Annotated in this window: 18 protein-coding genes and 1 pseudogene; 14 read left to right on the top strand and 5 right to left on the bottom strand. The window is 47.1% G+C overall.

Features of this window, described 5'->3' with window-relative positions:
- Nucleotides 1–240: 240 nt before the first annotated feature.
- Nucleotides 241–1,017 (bottom strand): IclR family transcriptional regulator, encoded by a 777-nt coding sequence (locus AOA63_RS02330; protein ID WP_242848261.1) that lies wholly within the window; start codon nt 1,015–1,017, stop codon nt 241–243.
- A gap of 113 nt (nt 1,018–1,130) precedes the next feature.
- Between AOA63_RS02330 and AOA63_RS02335 the strand changes: the two genes are divergently transcribed.
- The 5 genes from AOA63_RS02335 to AOA63_RS02355 all read left to right on the top strand — a co-directional run bounded on the left by AOA63_RS02335 (nt 1,131) and on the right by AOA63_RS02355 (nt 6,002).
- On the top strand, nt 1,131–2,315 hold the full coding sequence (locus AOA63_RS02335; protein WP_053958206.1) for an NAD(P)/FAD-dependent oxidoreductase: 1,185 nt from the start codon (nt 1,131–1,133) through the stop codon (nt 2,313–2,315).
- A gap of 35 nt (nt 2,316–2,350) precedes the next feature.
- On the top strand, nt 2,351–2,875 hold the full coding sequence (locus AOA63_RS02340; RefSeq protein WP_242848262.1) for an Lrp/AsnC family transcriptional regulator: 525 nt from the start codon (nt 2,351–2,353) through the stop codon (nt 2,873–2,875).
- A 192-nt stretch (nt 2,876–3,067) separates the two neighbouring features.
- A complete protein-coding gene (locus tag AOA63_RS02345; RefSeq protein ID WP_053958207.1) occupies nt 3,068–3,985 on the top strand; it encodes a glutamine amidotransferase in 918 nt (305 codons plus the stop codon).
- Nucleotides 3,952–4,668: a glutamate synthase gene (locus AOA63_RS02350; RefSeq protein ID WP_053958208.1), complete on the top strand. Its 717-nt coding sequence runs from the start codon at nt 3,952–3,954 to the stop codon at nt 4,666–4,668. Before AOA63_RS02345 ends, AOA63_RS02350 begins: the two co-directional genes overlap by 34 nt.
- A complete protein-coding gene (locus tag AOA63_RS02355; RefSeq protein ID WP_053958209.1) occupies nt 4,650–6,002 on the top strand; it encodes an FMN-binding glutamate synthase family protein in 1,353 nt (450 codons plus the stop codon). The genes AOA63_RS02350 and AOA63_RS02355 overlap by 19 nt, the downstream gene beginning before the upstream one ends.
- Nucleotides 6,003–6,158: 156 nt before the next feature.
- Here AOA63_RS02355 and AOA63_RS19595 read toward each other — a convergent pair whose 3' ends face one another.
- The 4 genes from AOA63_RS19595 to AOA63_RS02375 all read right to left on the bottom strand — a co-directional run bounded on the left by AOA63_RS19595 (nt 6,159) and on the right by AOA63_RS02375 (nt 10,419).
- Nucleotides 6,159–6,302 (bottom strand): hypothetical protein, encoded by a 144-nt coding sequence (locus AOA63_RS19595; protein ID WP_171822583.1) that lies wholly within the window; start codon nt 6,300–6,302, stop codon nt 6,159–6,161.
- Between the two features lie 818 nt (nt 6,303–7,120).
- The gene (locus AOA63_RS02365) at nt 7,121–8,002 is read right to left on the bottom strand and encodes a polysaccharide deacetylase family protein (RefSeq protein WP_053958211.1); all 882 of its coding nucleotides are present in this window, start codon (nt 8,000–8,002) and stop codon (nt 7,121–7,123) included.
- An 89-nt stretch (nt 8,003–8,091) separates the two neighbouring features.
- The gene (locus AOA63_RS02370) at nt 8,092–9,423 is read right to left on the bottom strand and encodes an MFS transporter (RefSeq protein WP_053958212.1); all 1,332 of its coding nucleotides are present in this window, start codon (nt 9,421–9,423) and stop codon (nt 8,092–8,094) included.
- 24 nt (nt 9,424–9,447) lie between these two features.
- Nucleotides 9,448–10,419 carry an asparaginase gene (locus tag AOA63_RS02375; protein WP_053958213.1) on the bottom strand — a complete coding sequence of 324 codons (972 nt, stop codon included), beginning with the start codon at nt 10,417–10,419 and terminating at the stop codon, nt 9,448–9,450.
- A gap of 132 nt (nt 10,420–10,551) precedes the next feature.
- Here AOA63_RS02375 and AOA63_RS02380 point away from each other — a divergent pair, with 132 nt between their 5' ends.
- From AOA63_RS02380 to AOA63_RS02420, 9 genes and pseudogenes are all read left to right on the top strand, one after another.
- Complete coding sequence (locus tag AOA63_RS02380) at nt 10,552–11,214, top strand: GntR family transcriptional regulator (protein ID WP_053958214.1); 663 nt, start codon at nt 10,552–10,554, stop codon at nt 11,212–11,214.
- 69 nt (nt 11,215–11,283) lie between these two features.
- Nucleotides 11,284–11,794: pseudogene (locus AOA63_RS20120) on the top strand (IS3 family transposase); the annotation flags it as partial.
- A gap of 395 nt (nt 11,795–12,189) precedes the next feature.
- Complete coding sequence (locus AOA63_RS20125; protein WP_278276926.1) at nt 12,190–12,411, top strand: 6-phosphogluconolactonase; 222 nt, start codon at nt 12,190–12,192, stop codon at nt 12,409–12,411.
- Between the two features lie 463 nt (nt 12,412–12,874).
- Entirely contained in the window at nt 12,875–14,269 is a 1,395-nt protein-coding gene (locus tag AOA63_RS02395) for an aminotransferase (protein ID WP_053958217.1), read from the top strand.
- A gap of 63 nt (nt 14,270–14,332) precedes the next feature.
- Nucleotides 14,333–15,139: a GntR family transcriptional regulator gene (locus tag AOA63_RS02400; protein ID WP_053958218.1), complete on the top strand. Its 807-nt coding sequence runs from the start codon at nt 14,333–14,335 to the stop codon at nt 15,137–15,139.
- 176 nt (nt 15,140–15,315) lie between these two features.
- Nucleotides 15,316–15,531 carry a DUF3311 domain-containing protein gene (locus AOA63_RS02405; protein WP_171822585.1) on the top strand — a complete coding sequence of 72 codons (216 nt, stop codon included), beginning with the start codon at nt 15,316–15,318 and terminating at the stop codon, nt 15,529–15,531.
- Nucleotides 15,528–16,946 carry a sodium:solute symporter family protein gene (locus AOA63_RS02410; RefSeq protein WP_053958220.1) on the top strand — a complete coding sequence of 473 codons (1,419 nt, stop codon included), beginning with the start codon at nt 15,528–15,530 and terminating at the stop codon, nt 16,944–16,946. Before AOA63_RS02405 ends, AOA63_RS02410 begins: the two co-directional genes overlap by 4 nt.
- Nucleotides 16,943–18,520 (top strand): amidohydrolase, encoded by a 1,578-nt coding sequence (locus AOA63_RS02415; RefSeq protein ID WP_053958221.1) that lies wholly within the window; start codon nt 16,943–16,945, stop codon nt 18,518–18,520. The genes AOA63_RS02410 and AOA63_RS02415 overlap by 4 nt, the downstream gene beginning before the upstream one ends.
- Nucleotides 18,521–19,245: 725 nt before the next feature.
- On the top strand, nt 19,246–21,708 hold the full coding sequence (locus tag AOA63_RS02420) for a BsuBI/PstI family type II restriction endonuclease (protein ID WP_053958222.1): 2,463 nt from the start codon (nt 19,246–19,248) through the stop codon (nt 21,706–21,708).
- Nucleotides 21,709–22,000 lie beyond the last annotated feature (292 nt).

Consider the following 22,000-nt stretch of genomic DNA (forward strand, 5'->3'; position numbering starts at 1 on the left):
ACCATCGACGAGGTGTGTTATTTAAGAATACCGGCATAGTGCATTTGCCAAGGCGAGAAGGAATGAGAGAGCCCTAATCGTCGCCCAAACGCGCGTTGGTTGCTCTCTCCATACCGTGCCTTAACCACTTTGACGCCGCGTAAGCGATAAAAGGGTTGCGGCCCTAAGCGGAAAAGTTCGAATCGTGGTAGATGTTTCTCGGAGGCCGCCCTTGGATCGCGACCGCCGGCATTGCCGAATTCACGAATTTTGTGAGACCACGGTCTCAACATGCTGCGCCGCGTGATGAAGCTGTTGGACCAAATCAGGAATTTTGTTGGCGGTGATGCGGGTATCTGGTCCTGCAATCATAAAACTTCCCCAGGCCCGGCCTTGAAGGAGAACCGGAACCGTCACGCCCACGGTATGCGGAGTGACTTCACCGACACTGATAGCATATCCTTGGCGTACAATGCGGCGACACTCGCATTGAATAGCTGCGGCGTTTACCGCGGGATTAACCTTACAGAGCCGAGTAATAATAGCCCTCTGTTCTTGCTCGGGAAGAAAGGCTAAAATCACCCGGCGGGAAGCCCCAACGGTTAATGGTAAGCGCATCCCCAATGTTTCCGTGAGGCGCAATTTTTCGGGACTTTCGACAATGACTGCATAGGTGCCGTAATCTCCCTCACGCAGTGTAAAAATTGCCGTTTCGCGCGTGTTACCCACAATGTTATGAAGAATGGGCTGCACAATCGGAACGAACGGAAATTTTTGCGCGGCGATTTGTCCATAGGTAATGAGTCGGAGCCCCAGATACCATCGCTTCGTCTGAGGATCTTGATAAGCCCATTCTTCTCGCGCTAATTGTAGTAACAATCGATGGACTGTGGGAAGGGCTAAGTGAGCGCGACGACTCAATTCTGTTGCACTCGCTCCGTTCATGAGTGACGGATCGGCCAAGAGATCCATGATCTGCCGCAAGCGCGAGATTACACCGGTGTCAGCAGCGCCCGATTGTGCCGATGTCAAATTCAAAATTCCCTCCTTGCCATAGCGGTTGACAAAACTCCTGTTTCCTCTCTAAAATGTGCCAATATCTCTTTAAACGAGAGGTTTATCTCATTATATGAGATTCAGGAGGTGTTGTCATGGTTTATCAGGCGGATATTCTCGTCGTCGGGGCAGGGGTCATGGGGACAAGTATAGCGTGGGCATTGGCGGAAAAACACATGGGTCGCATTGTGGTCCTCGAACGGACGGCGTTGGCGGCCGAAGCGACCGGACAATCCAGTGGGGTATTACGCTGTCATTATGGGATTCCGATATTGGCCATGATGGCGAACCAAGGGTTGGAATGGTTTAAACGGGCGAGGAGGGATTATGGGGTAGACGTCGGATACCGTCAAACCGGCTATATCGTTGGCGTGGGAGCGGAAGATGAAGCCGCATTCCGGGCGAATATCGCCATGCAGCAAGGCCTAGGCATTGGGACGCGTTTGATAGATCCTGAAGAGGTACAAAAAGTATGGCCAGACATGAATCTAGCAGACTTGGCGGTGATGGCCTTTGAGCCGGACAGCGGGGTTGCTGACCCGACGTTAACCGCTACGGCGTTTTATGAGCTAAGCAAAAATCTCGAAGTACAATACTATTTTGGTCAGCAAGTCAACCAGATATTAACGAAAAACGGAGACGTTTGGGGTGTCCGAACTCAAGATGGATCCGAGTGGATGGCTCCGGTGGTTATTGTTGCCGCGGGAGCCGATACACCGGTGATTTTTCAATCCTTGGAGATCCCTGTTCCGATCCGTCGTCAACGGGCGCAATTGATATTCATCAATCCGGGGGTGAATGTGGCTCATCGGCCCGTGTTTTCGGACTTGGTTCAATTACAGTATGGCCGACCCGAAATGAATGGAACGCTTCTGGTCGGCAACAGTGATCATCGTGTTCCAGAATGGATCGATGACAGTCCCTGTCCTCACGGAGTCACAGAGAGTTTTGTCCATGGGTTAATTGAGCGAGTGCTCCAGCGATTCCCCACCTGGGATAACGCGCAATTTCTGGGCGGCTATAGTGGATGTTATGAAGTCACGCCCGATTATAATCCGATTATCGGACCAACGCCGGTTCCCGGATTGTTTGTGGCGGCTGGATTTAGCGGGCACGGGTTTAAATTGAGTCCCGTGATAGGGCCGATGCTGGCAGATATTGTGAGTGCTCCCGAACAGTTTCCCCAGTTGGACAGTTATGTGTTTCGGCTCAGTCGTTTTCAAGAAGGGGATTTATTGGTGAGTCAACACCCGTATGGTCAAGCGAGTCAAATGCGGTGAGGGATCAAAACGTGGTATCATGATATCCAAGACGGATGACCCTCTATCAAAGCTTGATTTGGGAATCAGCCCACAAAGGGGACGAAACCTTGGAACTCGATGATATCGATCGGCAAATCCTGATGCTGCTGCATAATGAAGCGCGGATGCCGTTGCAGGAGCTGGCGACGCGGATCGGCTTGTCACGGGCTGCTGTCCACGATCGCGTGAAAAAACTGATTCAATCCGGGGTGATTCGGGGATTTGAGTTACGTGTCGATCCGGATCTTTTGGGTTATCCCGTGTTAGCGTGGATTGGACTACTGACGGTACAAGGCACGGAAGCGTATCGAACGTTGGAAGATTTAAGCCACATTCCCGAAATTGAAGCGGCTTATGTCGTAACGGGCCATTATGATTTTTTAGTTAAGGTGCGTGCCCGAAGTAATGCGCATTTACAACAATTGTTGTTTGAAAAAATCGACCAAGTGCATGGATTTCAGCGATCTGAAACCATGGTTGTCTTATCGGCGGCAGTCGACAAAGGCACGTTAGATCCGAAATTATACCAATCGGTCTAATCGGTTTAATGATTTTTGACATGATGACACGCGGTCTCCGGGTGGGAGAGCGCGTGTTTTTATTTCAATTATAGTCATACTGTCGTTAATCATATATATTGACCAACGTTATGCTTTAATAATTGACTTTTTTCCGACGATATGATTATATCTAGCGTATTAAATGTTATATTGCGGAAAGGAGTTCATGCGATGTGTGGTATTGCGGGCATCATGGTCAAGTCCGCTGATAGGCCATTGAGTCATTCCCAGGATATTGGTCACTCCTTGTTTCAAATGCTGACAGCCCTGGCCAATCGAGGGCCTGATTCAACAGGCGCAGCCGTTGACGGAGACGCGGGATTAATGGTGACGGTATGGAGTGACACGGGGACATTTTTGCGTGTGCAACAAATTCTGACAGAGCTCGGCATTGAGGGGACCTGGAGTGGCGGCACGAAGGATGCTAGCGCGCTGTTTCATTCGCCATCCATGCCCTCGGTCGACACGATAGAAACCCTGCGCCAAAAATTATTGCCGCAGGACGGGGTGGGCGTATCAGCTTCTCTCCGCTTAATGAAAGTTGTGGGAAATCCAAAACGGCTGAACGCGTTATTTGGGATGAGTGCGATGCAAGGAACCGTCGCCATTGGCCATACGCGAATGGCCACCGAAAGCCATATCGATTTGGCCCACACGCAGCCATTTTCGATGACCATTCCCGCGGTCACCATTGTTCATAATGGGCATATTACGAATTATGAACAGTGGCGACGACGACTGATGCGTCGGGACTTTCATTTTCAGAGTGTGAATGATTCAGAAGTGATTGCCGCTTATTTATCCTATCAATTATCCCGGGGATTGTCCTTAAAAGCAGCTCTTGATGCCATGCTTATCGATTTAGATGGGTCCTATAGCGTGCTCGCCCTGACAAACAATGAAATTGGCTATGTTCGGGATGGTTTTGGATTTAAACCCCTGGTGATAGCAGAATCAGACCGTGCTGTCTTTATAGCCTCTGAAAGTCAAGCAATCCGCCAATTGGGAGTTTCTGACCTATCTATTCATGAAGCATGGCCAGGGGAGGCGCGAACATGGATAACACAACCCATGGTGTTATGGAATTAGACTGTAGTCATTTATCGTCACGGGACATCAATCAAACAATTCGGCAACGACTGGCGCGCGGTGAGAGCCAATTGACGTTACAACGCGTCAAGGGCCAACACAATATCGGAGTCGGCATTACGACCCCCGCATCGTTTCACGTGTATGGAGATCTCGGGTACTATGCTTTTGCCATGTGCGATGGCATTGAAGCCCACATTCACGGGAATGTGGGCTGGGGGCTGGGTGAAAATCTGATGGGGGGTCTGATTGTCGTGGCAGGGCATGCCGGTTCGAGTACCGCTCCGACCTTACGCGGCGGCACGATAGTGGTGACAGGCAATGCTGGTCCGCGCACGGGGATTGCGATGAAAGGCGGCCTGCTCATTGTTGGCGGGAATATCGGGTACATGAGTGGTTTTATGATGCAAAAAGGAACCATGATCGTGTTGGGCGATGCAGGTCCGGGACTAGGGGACTCTATGTATGCGGGGCGCATTTTTATTGCGGGCCAGATTGCGGATTTGGGTCAAGATGCGTACGTGGAATCGGTGACGAAGGCGGAACACGACGAATTGAAGGAATTATTAGAACCATATACGGATATGCTGAGCATCCCGAAAGTATTTCGTAAAGTGGTCAGTGCCGGAACCCTGCATCATTTTGACAAGAAGGAGAGAGCGCGATGGAAAACGGCTTTATAAATCCGAATCAAATTTGGACGCCAGAGGTCATCGAAGAAATTCAAGAAAAGGCGGAGTTGGGACGATATCGCATTCGCGGGATGGGACGGGCTCACCGCGTCCCGAATTTTGATGATTTGGTCGTCGTCCCAGCGGGATTAACCCGTATACCGCTCGAAGGATATCGGGAGCGGTGCGAGACGCGCACGGTGTTGGGAACGCGTCACGCGACACAGCCTATTGTGTTAGACATTCCCATAACGATTGCGGGTATGAGTTTTGGAGCCTTGTCTTTGCCCGCGAAACGCGCTCTCGGTTTCGCGGCTACACAGATGGGCACGTCGACGACAACAGGGGATGGCGGGATGCATCCGGAAGAACGGCAATCGTCGAAAACTTTGGTGTACCAGTATTTACCGGCACGATATGGACAAAGCCCTTATGACATGAAGCGGGCAGAAGCCGTGGAAATCGTCGTCAGTCAGGGGGCCAAACCGGGTGCGGGAGGATTGTTGCTCGGTTACAAAATTTCTTCCGATATTGCTCAGATGCGCGATTTGCCCCCCGGCGTCGATCAACGCAGCCCTGTACGACATCCAGATTGGATGGGACCGGATGATTTAGTGATCAAAATTGAGGAGATTCGGGAAATCACGGAATGGCGGATTCCCATTTATGTCAAAATCGGTGCTAGTAGGGTATATGAAGATGTCACATTAGCGGCCAAGGCGGGAGCCGATGTGGTAGTGGTTGATGGGATGGAAGGAGGGACGGCCGCATCGGTGGAGATTCAAACGGAGCATACCGGAATTCCCACATTAGCGGCCGTGGTGGAGGCGCATGCGGCGCTGAGGGATTTAGGTCTCGAAGACGATGTCCAACTCATTATTTCGGGAGGTATCCGAAGCGGTGTGGATGCGGCGAAGGCCTTAGCCCTAGGGGCAACAGCTGTATCGGTTGGAACAGCAACTCTATTAGCGATGGGGTGTAATGATCCGCGTTATGCGGAAGATTTTCATAAACTCGGCACCGCGCCCTATTATTGTCATGCCTGTCATACAGGAAAATGTCCCGTGGGTATTACCACGCAGGATCCTGTTCTCACAGCGCGTCTTGACGTAGACGAAGCCGCGGAGCGGATCGCCAATTTTCTTTATGCCATGACGCTTGAAATTCAAACTGTCGCCCGATCCTGTGGCAAATCTAATGTCCATCACTTGGATGCCACGGATTTGCGATCCTTAACGCTCGAGGCCTCGCTAATTACTGGGATCCCCCTTGTCGGACAGGGACGCCGAAATTTGCATGACGAACCAGAACGAGTCCTCGAACCTATAATGAGGGATCTGGGGTGATGGATCCCATTAACGGGTTGATTGTGCAACGACAATGCGGACATCGGGATGTGCTCAGGTGCAAACCCCCTGGGATTTTGTGCGCACCATTGCAGAGCAGGAATTGTGTATACGGTGCCAAGCTCAACGAATGCTGAAAAAATCACGGCCACGGACTTATTCTTCAGCGAGGAGCTTTTGGGGATTCGAATAACCGTGCTCTGGCTCGGCGGCTATGGCCGTGACGATGTGTGCCAGTCGTCCCACAGGGCATTCGCCGGCAGTAATGACTCCTAAAGATTTCGACGGATCCCACGCCATGAGTTGAGCACAAGATACCGGGCACCGGGTTTTCTCCTCTGAAATGCCGCTCCATGGGCCATGCATTGCATGTCCAAACGGAAACAGACCAAAATACCTCGAAACACACAACATGGAACGTTGCAGTTAGGTCGACACCGCGCATTGGTCACGATTTTGGACATCGGATGGATTGGAAAATCCTGGCGGATGAGGATGACGCGGTCGAGAGTTTCCGTGGTGATGATTGGCGACCTCGCTCAGCCCGAATTCTCATTTTGAAGCGCAACGTCGAGGGATAGGAGGGCAGCATTCCCTGGAAGTGGTTTAGCATTTATGTGTTAACTCTAGGCGTGGACAGAAAGTCAAGATCCATATGCTTGCTACCCTGCCTGGAATCAGAGAACACCCCTACTGGGTAATAGATATTTCGCATTTGGTGGGGGGATTACAACGATCGCTATCCCCGGCCTCGAAACGAAACATGCCTTTGCCCTGAGCGGATCGCCAATCTTTATCATAATCGGATGACATGGACGGGTATTATTCTCTGCATTTTCCGCCTATCGACCCGCACCGGTAGTTCACTATGCCACCTGACACTAAACTTGAAATTAGGTAAGGGTGTCTCCTGAAGCATTCCAAATAAGAGTAAGTTGTTAAAAGGGACTCCCCTTTTGGGACAGTCCCTTTTAACTTCAACCCAAACAAACATGACGAAGACAATGTCCGTTGTTCTCACTCTTTCCGCACCGCATTGCTCTCTTTACTTTCCGATATTAAGGGATTTCATCGGTGTTGACGCAATAATGCAGTGGCCAAGCCTACTTTACCGATTCTTAGAGTCGCGGATACCGTAGGTTAAAATCATCAGCAATTTCGTTGAATGTTACCCACTCAATACCATCATGGCTATTAATGTATTCAATTAGTCGCTCGTGCATCAAGAGTACTTGCGGTCGACCACTTACATCTGGATGAATTGTCATAGGAAATACTGCGTAATCATATTCACGATACACCCAGTCGAACTGGTCCCGCCACATCTGCTCAATATCTCGAGGATTAGTAAAGCCGTAACTGTTCGGCGATTTCTTAATGAACATCATTGGAGGCAAATCATCTAAGTACCAGTTTGCAGGAATTTCAATTAAATCAGTTTCCTGCCCTCGTATTAGAGGTTTCATCCATTCTTGTGCAGGTTTGGTATAATCAATTTTGGTCCATGTATCTCCCACACGAACACGATACGGAACAAAGTCTCGGTGCATCAAACTGTGGTCATACTTAATACCGTACTTAACGAGAAGTTCATTGGTAACATGAGAGAATTCCCACCAAGGTGCAGCATAACCAGTGGGCTTTTTGCCAGCCACGTCTTCTATGAGTTCAATAGATTTTGCCAACACGGCTTCTTCTTGTTTTTTAGACATAGCAATGGGGTTTTCATGCGAATACCCATGACCGGCTATCTCGTGGCCGGCAGCAGCAACCTCACGAATTTGTTCGGGAAACGTTTCAATGGAATGGCCTGGTACAAACCATGTTGTGGCAATGTTGTATTTGCTAAACAATTTGAGCAAACGAGGAACACCAACTTCTCCAGCAAATAATCCTCGCGAAATATCATCAGGAGAGTCTTCCCCATTGTATGATCCAAGCCAACCTGCCACTGCATCAACATCAATTCCGTAAGCAACCTTTATTTGTTTTTGTGTCATTAAAGTAACCTCCTCAAAGTGTTATGATGCAAATCGGTGGGTGAACCCATGAACAGTTAGACAGAGGTGAAAATTGAGAAGTGAATAAATCATGTGGATAAATTTTCTAAAACTTGACCAGGAGGGATACGTTTTAAAGCAAACATTACAATGCCCGAAAGGGCTAACGGGATGGCCCCTCCTACTAAAGCAGCCATAAGAATACCTAGATGACTACTAAGCAATAGAGAAAATGATAGAGCACCTAGGATACCACCGACAGGACCCATTGCATTGATAAACGCGGTTCCAGTGCCTCTGACCCGTGTCGGGTATGATTCACTCATGAAGATGAATAAAGCGGAATAGGCCCCATTAAGAAAGAAGCTACCAATGCTTTGAAAAACTAATACACTTATATAACTATGCGCAACATAAAGCATACCGGCAAACGATAATCCACCCAAAATCCATGCTACTCCAATAGTTTCTCTCCTTCCAATGTGATCGCCCACCCATCCATGGGCTACATAACCGACATATCCCACTGCATTTGCGAGTACTAGTAACCACAACGAATTACCAAAGTTAAGGTGTTTTCCTTCCGTTAAAATAGTTGTTGCTAAGACGTTAAAAACTTCTATTGCAAACCAATTTAATAAGAACCCCAGTCCCAAAAATACAGTTGTCCTGAGCATACCACCTTGAAAAAGTTGGGCATAAGTAAAGGATCGCGTGCGTTTTGTATCAATTCCATATTGTGTTCCATACTCCTCTGCTTCTTTGAGTTGACCAGATCGGAGGAGATTTCGAATTTGGACGACATGTTGATAGCGAGGAGATTCTTTAAGTTTCGTTCCAAGTAATACAATAATGACAGCCGGAATCGTTCCAATCGCAAACATTCCGGGCCAACCGACCGTACCTACTAACAGCGCTGTGACAGTGGAAGCTATCATTACCCCAATTGGCCATCCTCCTTGAATAAAGGAGTAGAGTAATCCTCGATTTCTTGCCCCATAAATTTCTGATAAATAAGTAGTATTCACGGCTTGTTCTGAATATCCGAATCCTGAAAAGGCCCTAACGATAATGAGATAAAGAGCACTTGGAATTACAGCGGTAAGAGCTGTTAAACCAGAGCTGACCGCTACACCTGCTGTAGTAACGATTAATGCACGGCGTCTCCCGAGATAATCGGTTAGAGGTCCTACCGTTAATGCAACAATGAATGTTCCAAATGCTACCCACGTGGCAATTTGAGCACTTTTTGTTGTTGACCAATGAAATGTCTGAGCCATTTGAGGTAGTAAAGTTCCAAATAGAATAAAATCAAAAACGGAAAGGGTCCATGCGACTAACGCAACAATTGATGAGTATGTTACATCCCGAGATGTCAGTGTGTCTCGAGGAACCTGGATGCGGTCGCTTACGCGTTCCATAATTACCACTCCCTATGGATAGTTTCAATAAAATGGTTGAAAATGCTCAGCCAATTGATTTATTGGGATGCCGTTTCCGAGTAACAACGACAAATATAATCTAGCTTTAGATGCGGGAAGATGCCCAGCAAATATTGCGCCACGTTGCTGTAAATCGGCCCCTCCTCCGTTCCCATAAACGGGTCGAGCTGGACCTTCTCGACAGCGGGACGTGATAACGACCGGAATATTTTGTTCTGTTAATTGACTTACAGCATGCGCTACTGAGCGATTGGCGTTACCTAATCCGAATCCTTCGAGGACGATACCTTTCACGCCATTACGAGCCATGTGAAGTAATAAATCTCCTGACAATCCTAGCATCATGGGAAGGACGGCTATCGATTCCATCCAGTGACGTTTTAAAGGAGGTAGGGATAGCGAAATTGGCTTATCTTGAAAAATTGAAAGTGCATCAGATTCATCGAACGCAGCAATGACACCGCTAGCACTTGCATATGGTTGAAGAGATGTAGTGTGACGTTTGATGGCCCATAATCCTGATAGTACTTGAGAACCAAAAACGATGAGGCTGCGCGAAAACTGAAATTTTGATTGACGGGCAACGTATATCGCATGACGAAGGTTGCGAGGGCCATCGGTGTCGGGAATGTCTGCGGCACGTTGAGCACCGGTAAAAACGACGGGCACATTTGTGTGATTGAAGAGGTAGACAGTCCAAGCGGTTTCTTCCATGGTGTCCGTTCCTTGAGAAACTACGATGCCTTGACAATTCGGAAGATGAGTTAATGACTCAATTGTCGTTAATAACCTATTGAGAAACACAAAATCAAAATTATAACTACCCTCTAAACTCAACTCGTGAACAATTAAATCGGAGGAGGAAGTCGTTAACTCTGATGTTAGTACTGAACCCGGTATTTGTGCTTGTACTATGCCGTGGTTCGTGCCAGTAGATGCAATGGTCCCTCCTGTGGTAATAATATGAATGGCCACCAAAATCAATCCTTTTTGATTTTCGGTTTGAATAAGATAGTATACATTGTATACAATGTCGTCAATGCATTTTTTTGTGATTTATTACAATTGTATACAATGTGTGAAGAGTAGAAGGGAGAGTGGTGAACTGTGGACATAGATAAGCGCCCATTACAACAAGAAATTTATGAAAAAATCAAAAAACGGATTATTTTGGGTGAGTACATGATGGGACAACAGTTAGTGGAACAGCAACTGAGTCATATTTTTAAGGTAAGCCGTATCCCCGTTCGCAGTGCATTGTCGATGTTGGAAAATGAGGGATTAGTGGTCAACATACCGTATCGTGGACACTTCGTGAAACCTCTTACGGTAAATGATATACAGGAAATCTATCAATTTCGTTATGTGATAGAAGCGTTTTCGGCAGAATTGGTTTCAGAATCTAATATTTCTCTCATTGTTGAGCAACTCGAGAAAAGTCATCGAGAATATTGTTCTACTAATCTATACTCTGTTTTAGAATTGGCAAACAAGGATTTAGAATTTCATCAAATTCCTATTCAAGCTGTTAATAACTCTAGACTTCATAAGGCATGGAGCAATTTACAAGATGAGGTTATGCGGGTCTTATGCCTAGCTTCACATCCTCAAACGAATGACCTTACGAATGTTGCTGCAGAGCACGAAAAAATCCTTTTAGGTTATCGAAACCTCAATCTAACAATGATTCGTGACAGTTTGAAAGAACATTTTAAACAGGCTCAACAGCGAGTAATTAAACAATTAGAATACATTATAAATTTGTCATAAGTAATGTAGAAATATAGTGGTTCCCAAAAACTAGAGAGATATTATGTCGAAACAAAACGTCATACGGCCATGTTCAAAGCTCAAGTGGTTCTTGTAATGCTCAAAAAAGAAAAAACGATAGCTCAATTTGTCGCCGAATACAACATCCATCATAGTCCACAGCATCGTTAGAAGTGCCAAGCGCTTGTGAACGCTCCGTATTTGTTCACAAGGACCAAGCTCTATACGGAAATTGGCCAACGGGCCGCCCAAGTCGAGTGGCTCAAAAAATCTGGTCTCGACCCTAACCCGCGATCAACGGGCGACCTCAAGTATCGTATCGATAACATTGATACCGCTCGGCCCTTTGACGGATCCCGGCGGATGACGGCCCAGTTGAATCCGGAGGGTTACGCCGTGAACCGTCAGCGTGTGTAGCGCGACCATGCGGGAGTTGGACATTGAGGGACTCGCGCCGGGTCCCCAGACGAGTATCCGCCAGCCGCAGCACCCCGTGTATCGGTATTTGTTGAAGGGGGGCACGCCCGCGTATCCTCATCATGTCTGGGGTATTGACGTGACATATATCCGGCTGGCGCATCGCTAGGTGGGGATTTTGTGACGACGTTCACCTCCTTGCTCTTCGCGCCAGGGCCTGCAAATGCCGCCAGGGGGCCGCTGTTTTGTCGGGACCCTCATATTATCGACTCGCGTCACAGCAGCCCCACCGTCACTGAAAACGCTTCCACATAAATTATTTCCCTCGTCAAGATGGTTTGACGCTTACCTCAATAGTGGGTCATCCGACCCGACGGCGAATGTGCGCGGTATGATCGGTTGTTGCAGAAGGCGCCGCGGAATTTGCAGCTCGTAGGAATAGGGGTCAACGGTCATATTGGGTTTAATGCACCGGGCACGTAGTGGACCACCCGGACTCGGCGGGTTATACTCCCGACCGATACTCTGCAACGCAACCAACTGCACTTTCCGAGGTTAATGCCGAAGGAAGCACTGACAATGGGAATTCAGAACATACTTGATGCGCACCAGATTTTGTTGGTTGCATTTGGGGCCGCCAAACGCGATGCGTTAACGCAAGCTCTCGCGGAATCAGTAACCGAGGCGTGCCCAGCCAGCACTTTGCAAATTCATCCCCATGTGACCGTGATCGCTGATCGCGAGGCATTGGGTTCCTCATGCGTAAAGTTTCTTCTGTGATTGTTGGAGGGTGTTGTGCCATCATACAGCGATCGTGGTCACGCCGGCGTCAGTACCTATTTGAACCAATGTTAAGATGAATATCCACGGATTAATTTGTAATTTTTCACATTGCTCGAATGAGGTTCTCACTGTACGCTAAGGTAAAAGTTGTCCAAATACTATCCATTATGTTGTTGTTTACCTTATCTTATGGCGGTTGTGCATGATCTTAGACAATTCTGCAGTTCTGTTTATTTTTGTCCCAAGATGTCTAGACATCTTGTCATATTGAAGGATAAATGCAGAGCCCGAGCGCAGCATAGCGGATGTGCGAGGCTTTTATATGGTTTAGAAGTAGCTTGCAGTCGTTGATTTGGATGGCTAAGAGGCTGACTTTACTAGGGAGTATTGGGTAAATCAAGACCGTAGTCCATGTAGTCACGGCAGCTCTTACAGCGTTAGCCCCTGGGGAGGAGATCTGATGTCATTAAGAATTGATATGCAATCCCATCCAACACTGCACGATTTAGATCGCGCACATATTTGGCATCCCCTGACTCAACATCAGATATTTACTGAGGGATCTACGCCGTTGATCATTGTGGGAGGACACGGGTCGACTGTCATTTCTCAAGATGGGCGGGCATTTCTTGATGCGGCAGCAGGACTCTGGTGCGTCAACGTGGGCTATGGACGTCAAGAGCTGGCCGAAGCCGGGTCGAAACAATTATACGAATTAGCCTACTATCCTCTCATCCAAAGCCATCCCCGGGCCATTGAATTAAGTACGCGTCTGGCCGGATACCTTCCCGACACGCCGCATATCTATTTTTCCAATTCCGGATCGGAAGCCAATGAAGTGGCATTTAAAGCCGTTCGGCAATACTGGAAACAAAAGGGAAAACCCAGCAAGATAAAAATTTTGTCCCGCTTTCGCGGTTATCATGGGACAACCCTGGGAGCTCTCGCGGCCACGGGACAACCGGAACGGCGACGAGACTACGAACCCTTACCCCCAGGGTTTTTGCAAGTCAGTCAACCCTACTGCTATCGATGTCCCTTTCAGTTGTCCTATCCGTCATGTCACCTCCAGTGTGCCGAGGATTTCGCACGACGCATCGAGATCGAAGATCCCGACACGGTGGCCGCGATAATCATAGAACCCGTCACCGCCGGAGGCGGAGTCATTGTGCCTCCCGTCGACTATCTCCAACGTGTCGAGGGGATTGCGCACGAGTACAATGTGAAACTCATTGTGGATGAGGTTGTCACGGGCTTTGGGCGGCTGGGATCGATGTTCGCCCATACGCCATATGGAATCCGGCCGGACATTATTACGATGGCCAAAGGCCTGGCCAGTGGGTATATGCCCATTTCTGCCACTGCATTTAGTCAAGACATTTTTGATACGTTTCTGGGCGAAATGGATAGTGGGCGGCATCTCCGACACGTCAATACCTTTGGGGGTCATCCTGTCGCCGCGGCGGTGGCCTTAGCTAATCTAGAGGTGATTGAATCGGAACATCTCTGTGAACGAAGCCAACAAGCTGGCCAACAGTTGCTGCACCAGTTACAAGATGCCTTGGCCAATGTCCCAGCCGTGGGCGATATTCGCGGCATGGGGTTATTGGTAGGCGTAGAACTCGTAACAGACCGACAGACTAAGAAGCCCGTCTCTAACCAGGTCATGCGGGCGATTACGCAATACGCATTACAACGCGGGATCATTCTCGGGAAAGCTTCAGACGTTGAGCATCAGCGTAATAATGTTTTAATGTTCGCCCCACCCCTGGTGATTACCGATGACGAGATTACCCAATTGGTGACCATCATTCGCGAAGCGATTATCACCGTAATGGAAAATCCCAGGATCTAATGGACACTGAATGACCGCCCATGCTATTTGCCATCGTGGGATCGCCCATCCAAGGAGGTTATCGTGAAAGCCTTTTCGTCTCACATTCCCTATTACTATCAAATAAAAGAAGATATTATCCAGCATATCGCCCAAGGCCATTGGTCAGCTGGAGACCAATTACCCTCAGAGCCCGAGTTAGCGCATCAATACCAAGTGAGTCGCGCAACGATTCGGCAAGCCTTAGCAGAACTGGCCCAAGAAGGCTATCTCATACGGGAAAAAGGGCGCGGGACGTTTGTATCCCATCCCATTATTGTCGATAATGCCCAGGTTTTTACGACGTTCGAAGATGCTGCACTGAGTCAGATTGTAAATCAAACCCATTTAGTCCAGATGGATGTCCTTGTTCCTCCGGCCAAGGTGGCTCACGAGCTCGATTTATCTCCCGCGGATCGCGTCTATGAAATAACAACCGTCCGCGGCACGCAGGATGAAAAACTTGCCGTGCGCACCTCCCTGATCCCGGAAAAATTTGCGCCGGACTTGATGAGGCAATTAACCCGGTCTCATTACAATGCCGACGTGTACCATATTCTTCAGGAACAGTATGGACTGGTCTTGACAGGGGCCGAGCAAATCTTTCAATCCATCGCGGCGACTACCAAGGAGGCCAAACTGTTAGGTATTCGGCGCGGAGTCCCCCTCATGCTGTGGCAAGGTCTCATCTATGCGACGGGACCAACAAAACTGGCCCGGGTACGCACCATCTTTCGGGGCGACCGCTTTTCGTTTACGATCCGGCAAGGAAAAAATATCCCCGTCACCTCGCTCTCAAACACGACGATTGGGACAGGAATTCTCGACATGATTGATGGCCGCATTTGGTAATACGTCGTTTCAATTTGAGTCCTTCACAAGGTTTATCAACCCACTAATAACAGATACGGCCTTTACATTGAACCGTTTCCAGGGATGTTATATCGGCACTCACGACGTACGTTTTCAGATCTACAAAATGTGGCAGAAAGTGCGACGTCATGGTGGATGTGATGGGAGTGAAAAATATGCGGACGTTTTGGCGAATCATTATCGGGATTGGACTGCCGTTTTTTGCTATTGTCGGATTGTTTCCTTGGTATGACCGCACTTATCCATTAATAGGCGGGTTCCCATTTGTTTACTTTTGGATTGTTCTATGGTTTCCGGTGACGACTTTATGCTTATACGTAGTTTGGCGCCTCGATACGCGGATGGACGAAAAGGAGGGTAAATCAGAATGAAACTATTAGTGTTTGGTGTGATTATGATGACTAGCTTGGCATTGGCCTATTATGCCCGCATTAAACGACGCCATGATACGTTAAGTGAGTTTTTTGTCGCCGAGCGGTCTTTTGCCAGTTTGTTATTCTTTTTTCTCGCCGTGGGGGAAATTTATAGCATAGGCACCTTAGTGGGGTTTCCAGGAGGAATTTACGCAGGCGGCGCTACTTATGCGGTATGGTTTATGGGATACATTCTGCTAGCTTATCCAATTGGCTACTTCATTAATCCGTTGATATGGCGAGCAGGAAAGCAGTATCAATCGGAGACGGGGCCGGACTTGTTACAAAGCCATTTTAACAGTAAGGGCTTGGGTATCCTAGCGGCCATTTCGGGATTGGTGTTCATTATCCCGTGGGGTCAATTACAATTTGCTGGGTTGGAGGTGGTATTGCATGCCTTTAAAGTTTCTTTATCCCCGATGATGACGTTGTCCTTGGCTGGGCTTTTGGCTCTCATTTATATCGTCCTATCAGGAATGAGAGCCGTAGCTATGGTGGCCGTTCTCAAAGACATTTTCATGATATTGGGAATAATTATCATTGGATCGGCCGCCTGGTTTGCAGCCCATGGTGCAGGAGCAATTTTTACTCAATTAATAGTCTCAAGGAAGGCTGCGGTAGTCGTTCCTGCCCACGCCGTGCCTTTTGTGTTGTCCACCATTGTCTTTCAAGCGATGGGCTTCTATGCATCTCCGTTTGGCTTGCAGTATGTATTTACAGCACGGTCATCACGAGCGGTTGCCAAAGCGCAGGTCTTCATGCCTTTATATATGCTGATGTATGTTTTTTTGATTATTGCGGCGTTTTTTGCGGTGTTACACATTCCTGGTCTAGCCAAAGCGCCAGACTTGGCTATTATTATGGCGTCAGCGCATCTTTTACCGGGATGGCTACAAGGCGTCGTAGTCGCGGGAGCCGCGTTATCCGCCATCGTAGTTTTGACGGGCCTCAGTCTCACGGTTTCGGCAATAGTATCCAAAAATGTGCTGCGACAGTTAATTAAACCAGGGGCATCTGAGCAGCAGATCAAACGCTGGGCGCAGGTTGTAGTGGGAGTGTATTTAGGGATTAGCTTGCTGCTGACAGTTCTGGCGCCTCATCTCATGCTGAACTTAATCAATACGGCCTATTATGGGTTTACTCAATTTTTTCCAGCTATTTTGGCCGTGTTGTTTTGGCCTCGGGCAACGGCTATTGGGGTCGGGACTGGTCTAATAGTGGGAGATATTATTGCCCTGAGTTTATATTTTGCCCATGTATTGCCATGGGGACTAAATTTGGGACTGATTGCTCTCCTAGGGAACTTTATCGTAACAGTCGGGGTGTCACTATTGACGCGAGCACAACAGGCCAAAAAAGAGGTGGTAGCATGACAAAGCTCTTGGTTGAAGCCGAGAAAATTATTGATTCTGACGGTTCTATCGCGAAGGTTTTGGCGGTACAAGATGGGAAGATCGTGGGCAAGGGAGCTAACGCCGATTTCACCACATGGATAGATGCGCAGACTCAACGCATCCGAATTGACCGCGGGGTAATCTTACCGGGATTTGTTGAGTCGCATGCTCATTTACTCATGATGGGACAAGTTAAAAGCCAAATCGACTGCGGAACACCGCCCAATCGATGCATCGATGACATTTTACGGCAAGTGACCCAAGCAGCAGAGACGGTAGGACCTGGGAAATGGATTGTTGGGTTTCACTATGATGAATCGTTGTTAGCTGAAGGGCGTCCTCCAACTGTTGATGAATTGACGGGGGCCGCACCTGATAATCCGGTTTACTTAGTTCACAATTCAGGACATTTGGCAGTGGTCAATCGTCTAGCATTAAAAATTGCAGGAGTGACGTCGAAGACATCGGTGCCCGGTATTGAAAAACGTAAAGGTGAGTTAACCGGATTGTTACAAGAAGCAGCGGCCCTCGAAACGATTTCTCGTCATATTCCTAAACCTCATTTAGATGAATATAGGCGTTTTATTCGATTAGGGAGCGAGGACTGCCTAAAAGTTGGGGTGACGTCGATGACGGATGCGGCGATGGGATTAGGAGATCCGGACGCCAGTCAAATGATTTGGCACGCGTACCAAAAATCGAGTGAGACGGGGGATTTGAAGGTGCGAGTACAATGTTACGCCCGCGTGCTGTCCAAAGAATCATTTGTTCCGGAACCGCTAGTCAGTGCAAACTTGTGGGCGGGTGGCGTGAAATTGTTTGCAGATGGGTCCATTCAAGGGCATACCGGGGCACTCGAATTGCCATATTTTGATCGGCCCGGAGAGAATGGAATGCTCCTTTTCGAACGCGATGAATTAGCCGACGTATTTTCTTATTTTCACCAGCGGGATCGCCAAATTATTATCCATTGTAATGGCGATCGGGCTATTCAAACGGCCTTAGATGCGTTTGAAAAGGTTTTAACGCAATATCCCAAAGAACACGTTCGACACCGAATTGAGCATGCTCAAACAGCCACGAGAGAGCAATTGGCGAGAATGAAGCGGTTGGGTATTTTGCCGTCGTTCTTTGTGAATCATGTTTATTATTATGGAGACAGACATCAAGCAGTGTTTTTAGGACCTCAACGAGGAGCACGTATTAGCCCATTAAAGGATGCTCTGAATTTAGGTCTTCAGTTTTCTGTGCATTCCGATTGTCCGGTCACTCCGTTAAATCCTCTTCATACCATGCAGATTGCGCAAAACCGAGTGACTCGTGACGGGAAAGTGCTGGGTGCCATGCAAAAAATTTCAGCACCTGAGGCATTGCACACGTATACCGATTGGGCAGCCTATCTAGGGTTTCGAGAAAGATATGTTGGTAGCTTATCGCCAGGGCGTTGGGCAGACTTTGTCGTCATAGACAAAGATCCATTGGAATATTCGGATGTGGTCCCAACGGTGTTGTCCACATGGATGTCCGGAGAATGTAAATATACGGTGTCTTGACAGTATCGGGATCGCGGGGAAGACGTTCATGTTGGCATTAGGGAGCATAATCTACCGACGGTGACGCTCCCTAGACGGACCTTTTTATTCATCTGTTTGGCTATAAACATTCCAATCTTGTTCGAGTAGCTGTCCAACTGGGATCTTCACGATACGATTTAGGCGATGGGTGTCGTTTGGCCAAGGTTTGACTCAGGAGTGTATGCTTTTCTGGAACACTGGTGTGGGCGGCTGTTGTCGTTGCTGTATACAGAGTCGCCGAATTGCATCAGCAAGATCCCCAATTAAAAAGAACTTTTGCAGTTTTTTCGACGCTTAGGATCATAATTTTTATGATGTTACCGCACCAGTCAGTAACCCACTCCTTCGCAGATCCTGCCGACGGGTCAACCCGCGGCTTGGATCCCATCATATCTATACCAGTCAGTTGAACATTAACCAAAGGGTGGAAACATAGGTGTTTGAATCGATTTCAATCATCGATTACGAATATCTTGTTTAACCATGTTTGGCCAAGAGATTGTATAATGAGAATTACGTCTGGATTAATACAAACAAATTATTGCCTAATATAATTATATCCATTATTGAGTGTGTATGAAGAGATTCAAGCTTCTTAGCGACGGTGGGATACACATAGGTCAATTATGGTATAAGGGAAGGTGGGAGCAAACGCGTTTACATGAAACATTTGCAAACTATTCTAACTTTATAGGGGGTTCAACGTGTCAACCCAACTGCAACCAACGGATCTTGTTGAGCTCGCTAACGACTTTGCGTACAAGGCAAACGAAACGTCTATCCTAAACGAGAAACGGCAAAAGGGCCAGTTTTTCACTCCACCGACTATCGCTAAATTTATGGCTAGTCTTGTGACATTTAATAGAAACAAGATCAAGGTCCTAGATCCAGGGGCAGGGATTGGGATTTTAACGGCTTCTTTAGTGGATAGAATTATTTCGGAAAACAGAAGTGTAGATATGGATGTCGATTTGTTTGAGATAGATCACACAGTGCTACCATATCTCGAACAGACCTTAAAAAAATGCGAAGAAAACATGAAAATCGTGGGCCGTACCTTTCGGTATCGCATTATTCCTCGCGATTTCATTTTAGAAAATTCTGCTCTATTTACATACGATCTTTTTAATACGGCAGTACCCAATACAGAATATGATATTGCGATTGCTAACCCACCCTACTTTAAGGTGGGCATAGATTCTCAATATGCTCAAATTATGGGTCGATATGTCAAAGGTCAACCCAACGTGTATTTTATGTTTATGGCCGTAGCAGCGGAGTTACTTCGCCCAGGGGGCCAATTAGTATTCATCACACCAAGAAGTTACCTGTCTGGCCTATACTTTGAACGTTTTAGACACGAATTTTTCACTATTATGGTTCCAGACCGGATCCATTTGTTCGAGTCTAGAAAAAACATCTTTTTGAATGAAAAAATATTACAGGAAAACATCATATTGAGTGCATATAAGGCGGTAAAAAAAGACGAAAGTATTGAAATCAGCGTGTCTACCGATTCAGACTTGTCACGTGTCAAGGTTCGCTCGGTAAAACGGGAGCTGGTAATGGATAATACCTACGAAGATTGCGTTGTTCGAATTCCTACTACTAAACACGATGAGCGAATTGTCACCATGTTTGACACATGGTCGGATACACTGGCTTCATTAGGCATCGAAATTTCGACGGGTCCAGTCGTAACTTTTCGAGCAACTGACTCAATTCAAAACTATAATCCTAATCTTAACTATCCTATGATTTGCATGCATCATATTAAACCTATGAAAGTAGACTTTCCCATTCACGGCAAAAGAAACGAAGGAATTAGTAAAAAAACAAAGGATCATAAACTGCTTCTTAAAAACAGCAATTATGTCCTATTAAAGCGATTTTCAGCCAAGGAACAAAAGCGACGAGTCGAAGCTGCAGTCTTCCTCAAAAATTCGTACGACCATCCATTAGTTGCTTTCGAAAATCACGTGAATTATCTATACAGAGTCGATGGAGAACTGACGGATGCCGAGACATATGGTTTGGCTGCATTTTTGAACTCCACCCTTGTTGATTCTTATTTTCGCATTATCAATGGCAGCACCCAGGTTAACGCAACTGACATCCGCGCATTGCCCATACCCCCTTGGCGCGCAATTGTCCGTTTAGGAGAGAAGTTTTTGAAAGAAGAAGTGTCAGTTCAGAATATCGATTCCGCGTTGAAAGAGGAGTTGAATTTAGTGACAGATAAAATTCAAGAAGCAATTGACATCCTATCAGTTTTGGGATTACCTCGACGACAGCAGAACGACCGTTCGGCACTGGTACTCTTAGCTCTACTCAACGTTAAGCAGAACAGTTCTTGGGCGGATGCCGAAAGAAGACTGTTGAGAATCCACGATATGTTGGTTTTTGCATCCAACAACTATCAAAGACACTATGCTGAAAATAGTCGCGAAACCTTCCGACGGCAAACTATTCATCAGTTTGAACAAGCAGCACTTGTTGAGAGGAACCCTGACGATCCAACTAGACCTACAAACAGTGGTAACACAATGTATGCTATTACCTTCGAAGCGTTAGAGGTTATTAAATCCTATAATACTGCTGAATGGGCAGACAAGGTTGAGTCCTTTTTGGAACAAAACTCTGCATTAAGTGAGAAATACGCCATGAGAAGGCAGGTACATCGCGTGCCTGTACATTTATCCAATGAAGTGGTATTAAGTTTATCACCTGGAAAACACAATTTACTACAAAAAGCTATTGTAGAGGATTTTGGCGCCATATTTGCCCATGGAGCAACCATTTTATACCTAGGAGACACCGAGAAGAAGATCCTCCACATGGAAAAAGGCATGCTATCCACAATAGGCATTGAAGAATTTAACCACGACAAATTGCCAGACGTAGTGATGTACGACGAAGACAGAAATTGGTTGTATCTTATAGAAGCTGTCACATCACATGGACCTGTGTCGCCGAAACGGTATAGCGAATTAGAAAAAGTACTATCAGGATGTAATGCTAGCCGAATATATATCAGTGCATTTCTCGATATGGCAGAACTTAGACGCCATATTGGAAACATTGCATGGGAGACGGAGATTTGGGTGGCCGAATTTCCCGAACACATGATGCACATGAACGGAGATAAATTCTTTGGACCAAGATGACGGCTTCCCACGCCCGAGCAAGAATGGAAGTGAGACGGGATTTTAGGTGGCTACCATCGTCATCGTCGGAAAAAGACGCATTACGATATTCGTTAACCGCTAGTTAGATTTCTCCGGAAAATAATTCCCAGCCCTGAAAAAAGAACAATGCAATCTGTTACGATGGGTATGTGTCAACGACAGGTTTAAAATCCCCAAAACGCCAACGCAATTTCCCGCAAAACGGTAGGGTAAATTCCTCAAAAACGACCGTTGAATTTCCTCACAATCGACAGGATTATCGGGATGTTAT

The sequence above is a fragment of the Sulfobacillus thermosulfidooxidans genome (genome assembly GCF_001280565.1).
In the GTDB taxonomy this organism is placed as follows: Bacteria; Bacillota; Sulfobacillia; order Sulfobacillales; family Sulfobacillaceae; genus Sulfobacillus; species Sulfobacillus thermosulfidooxidans_A.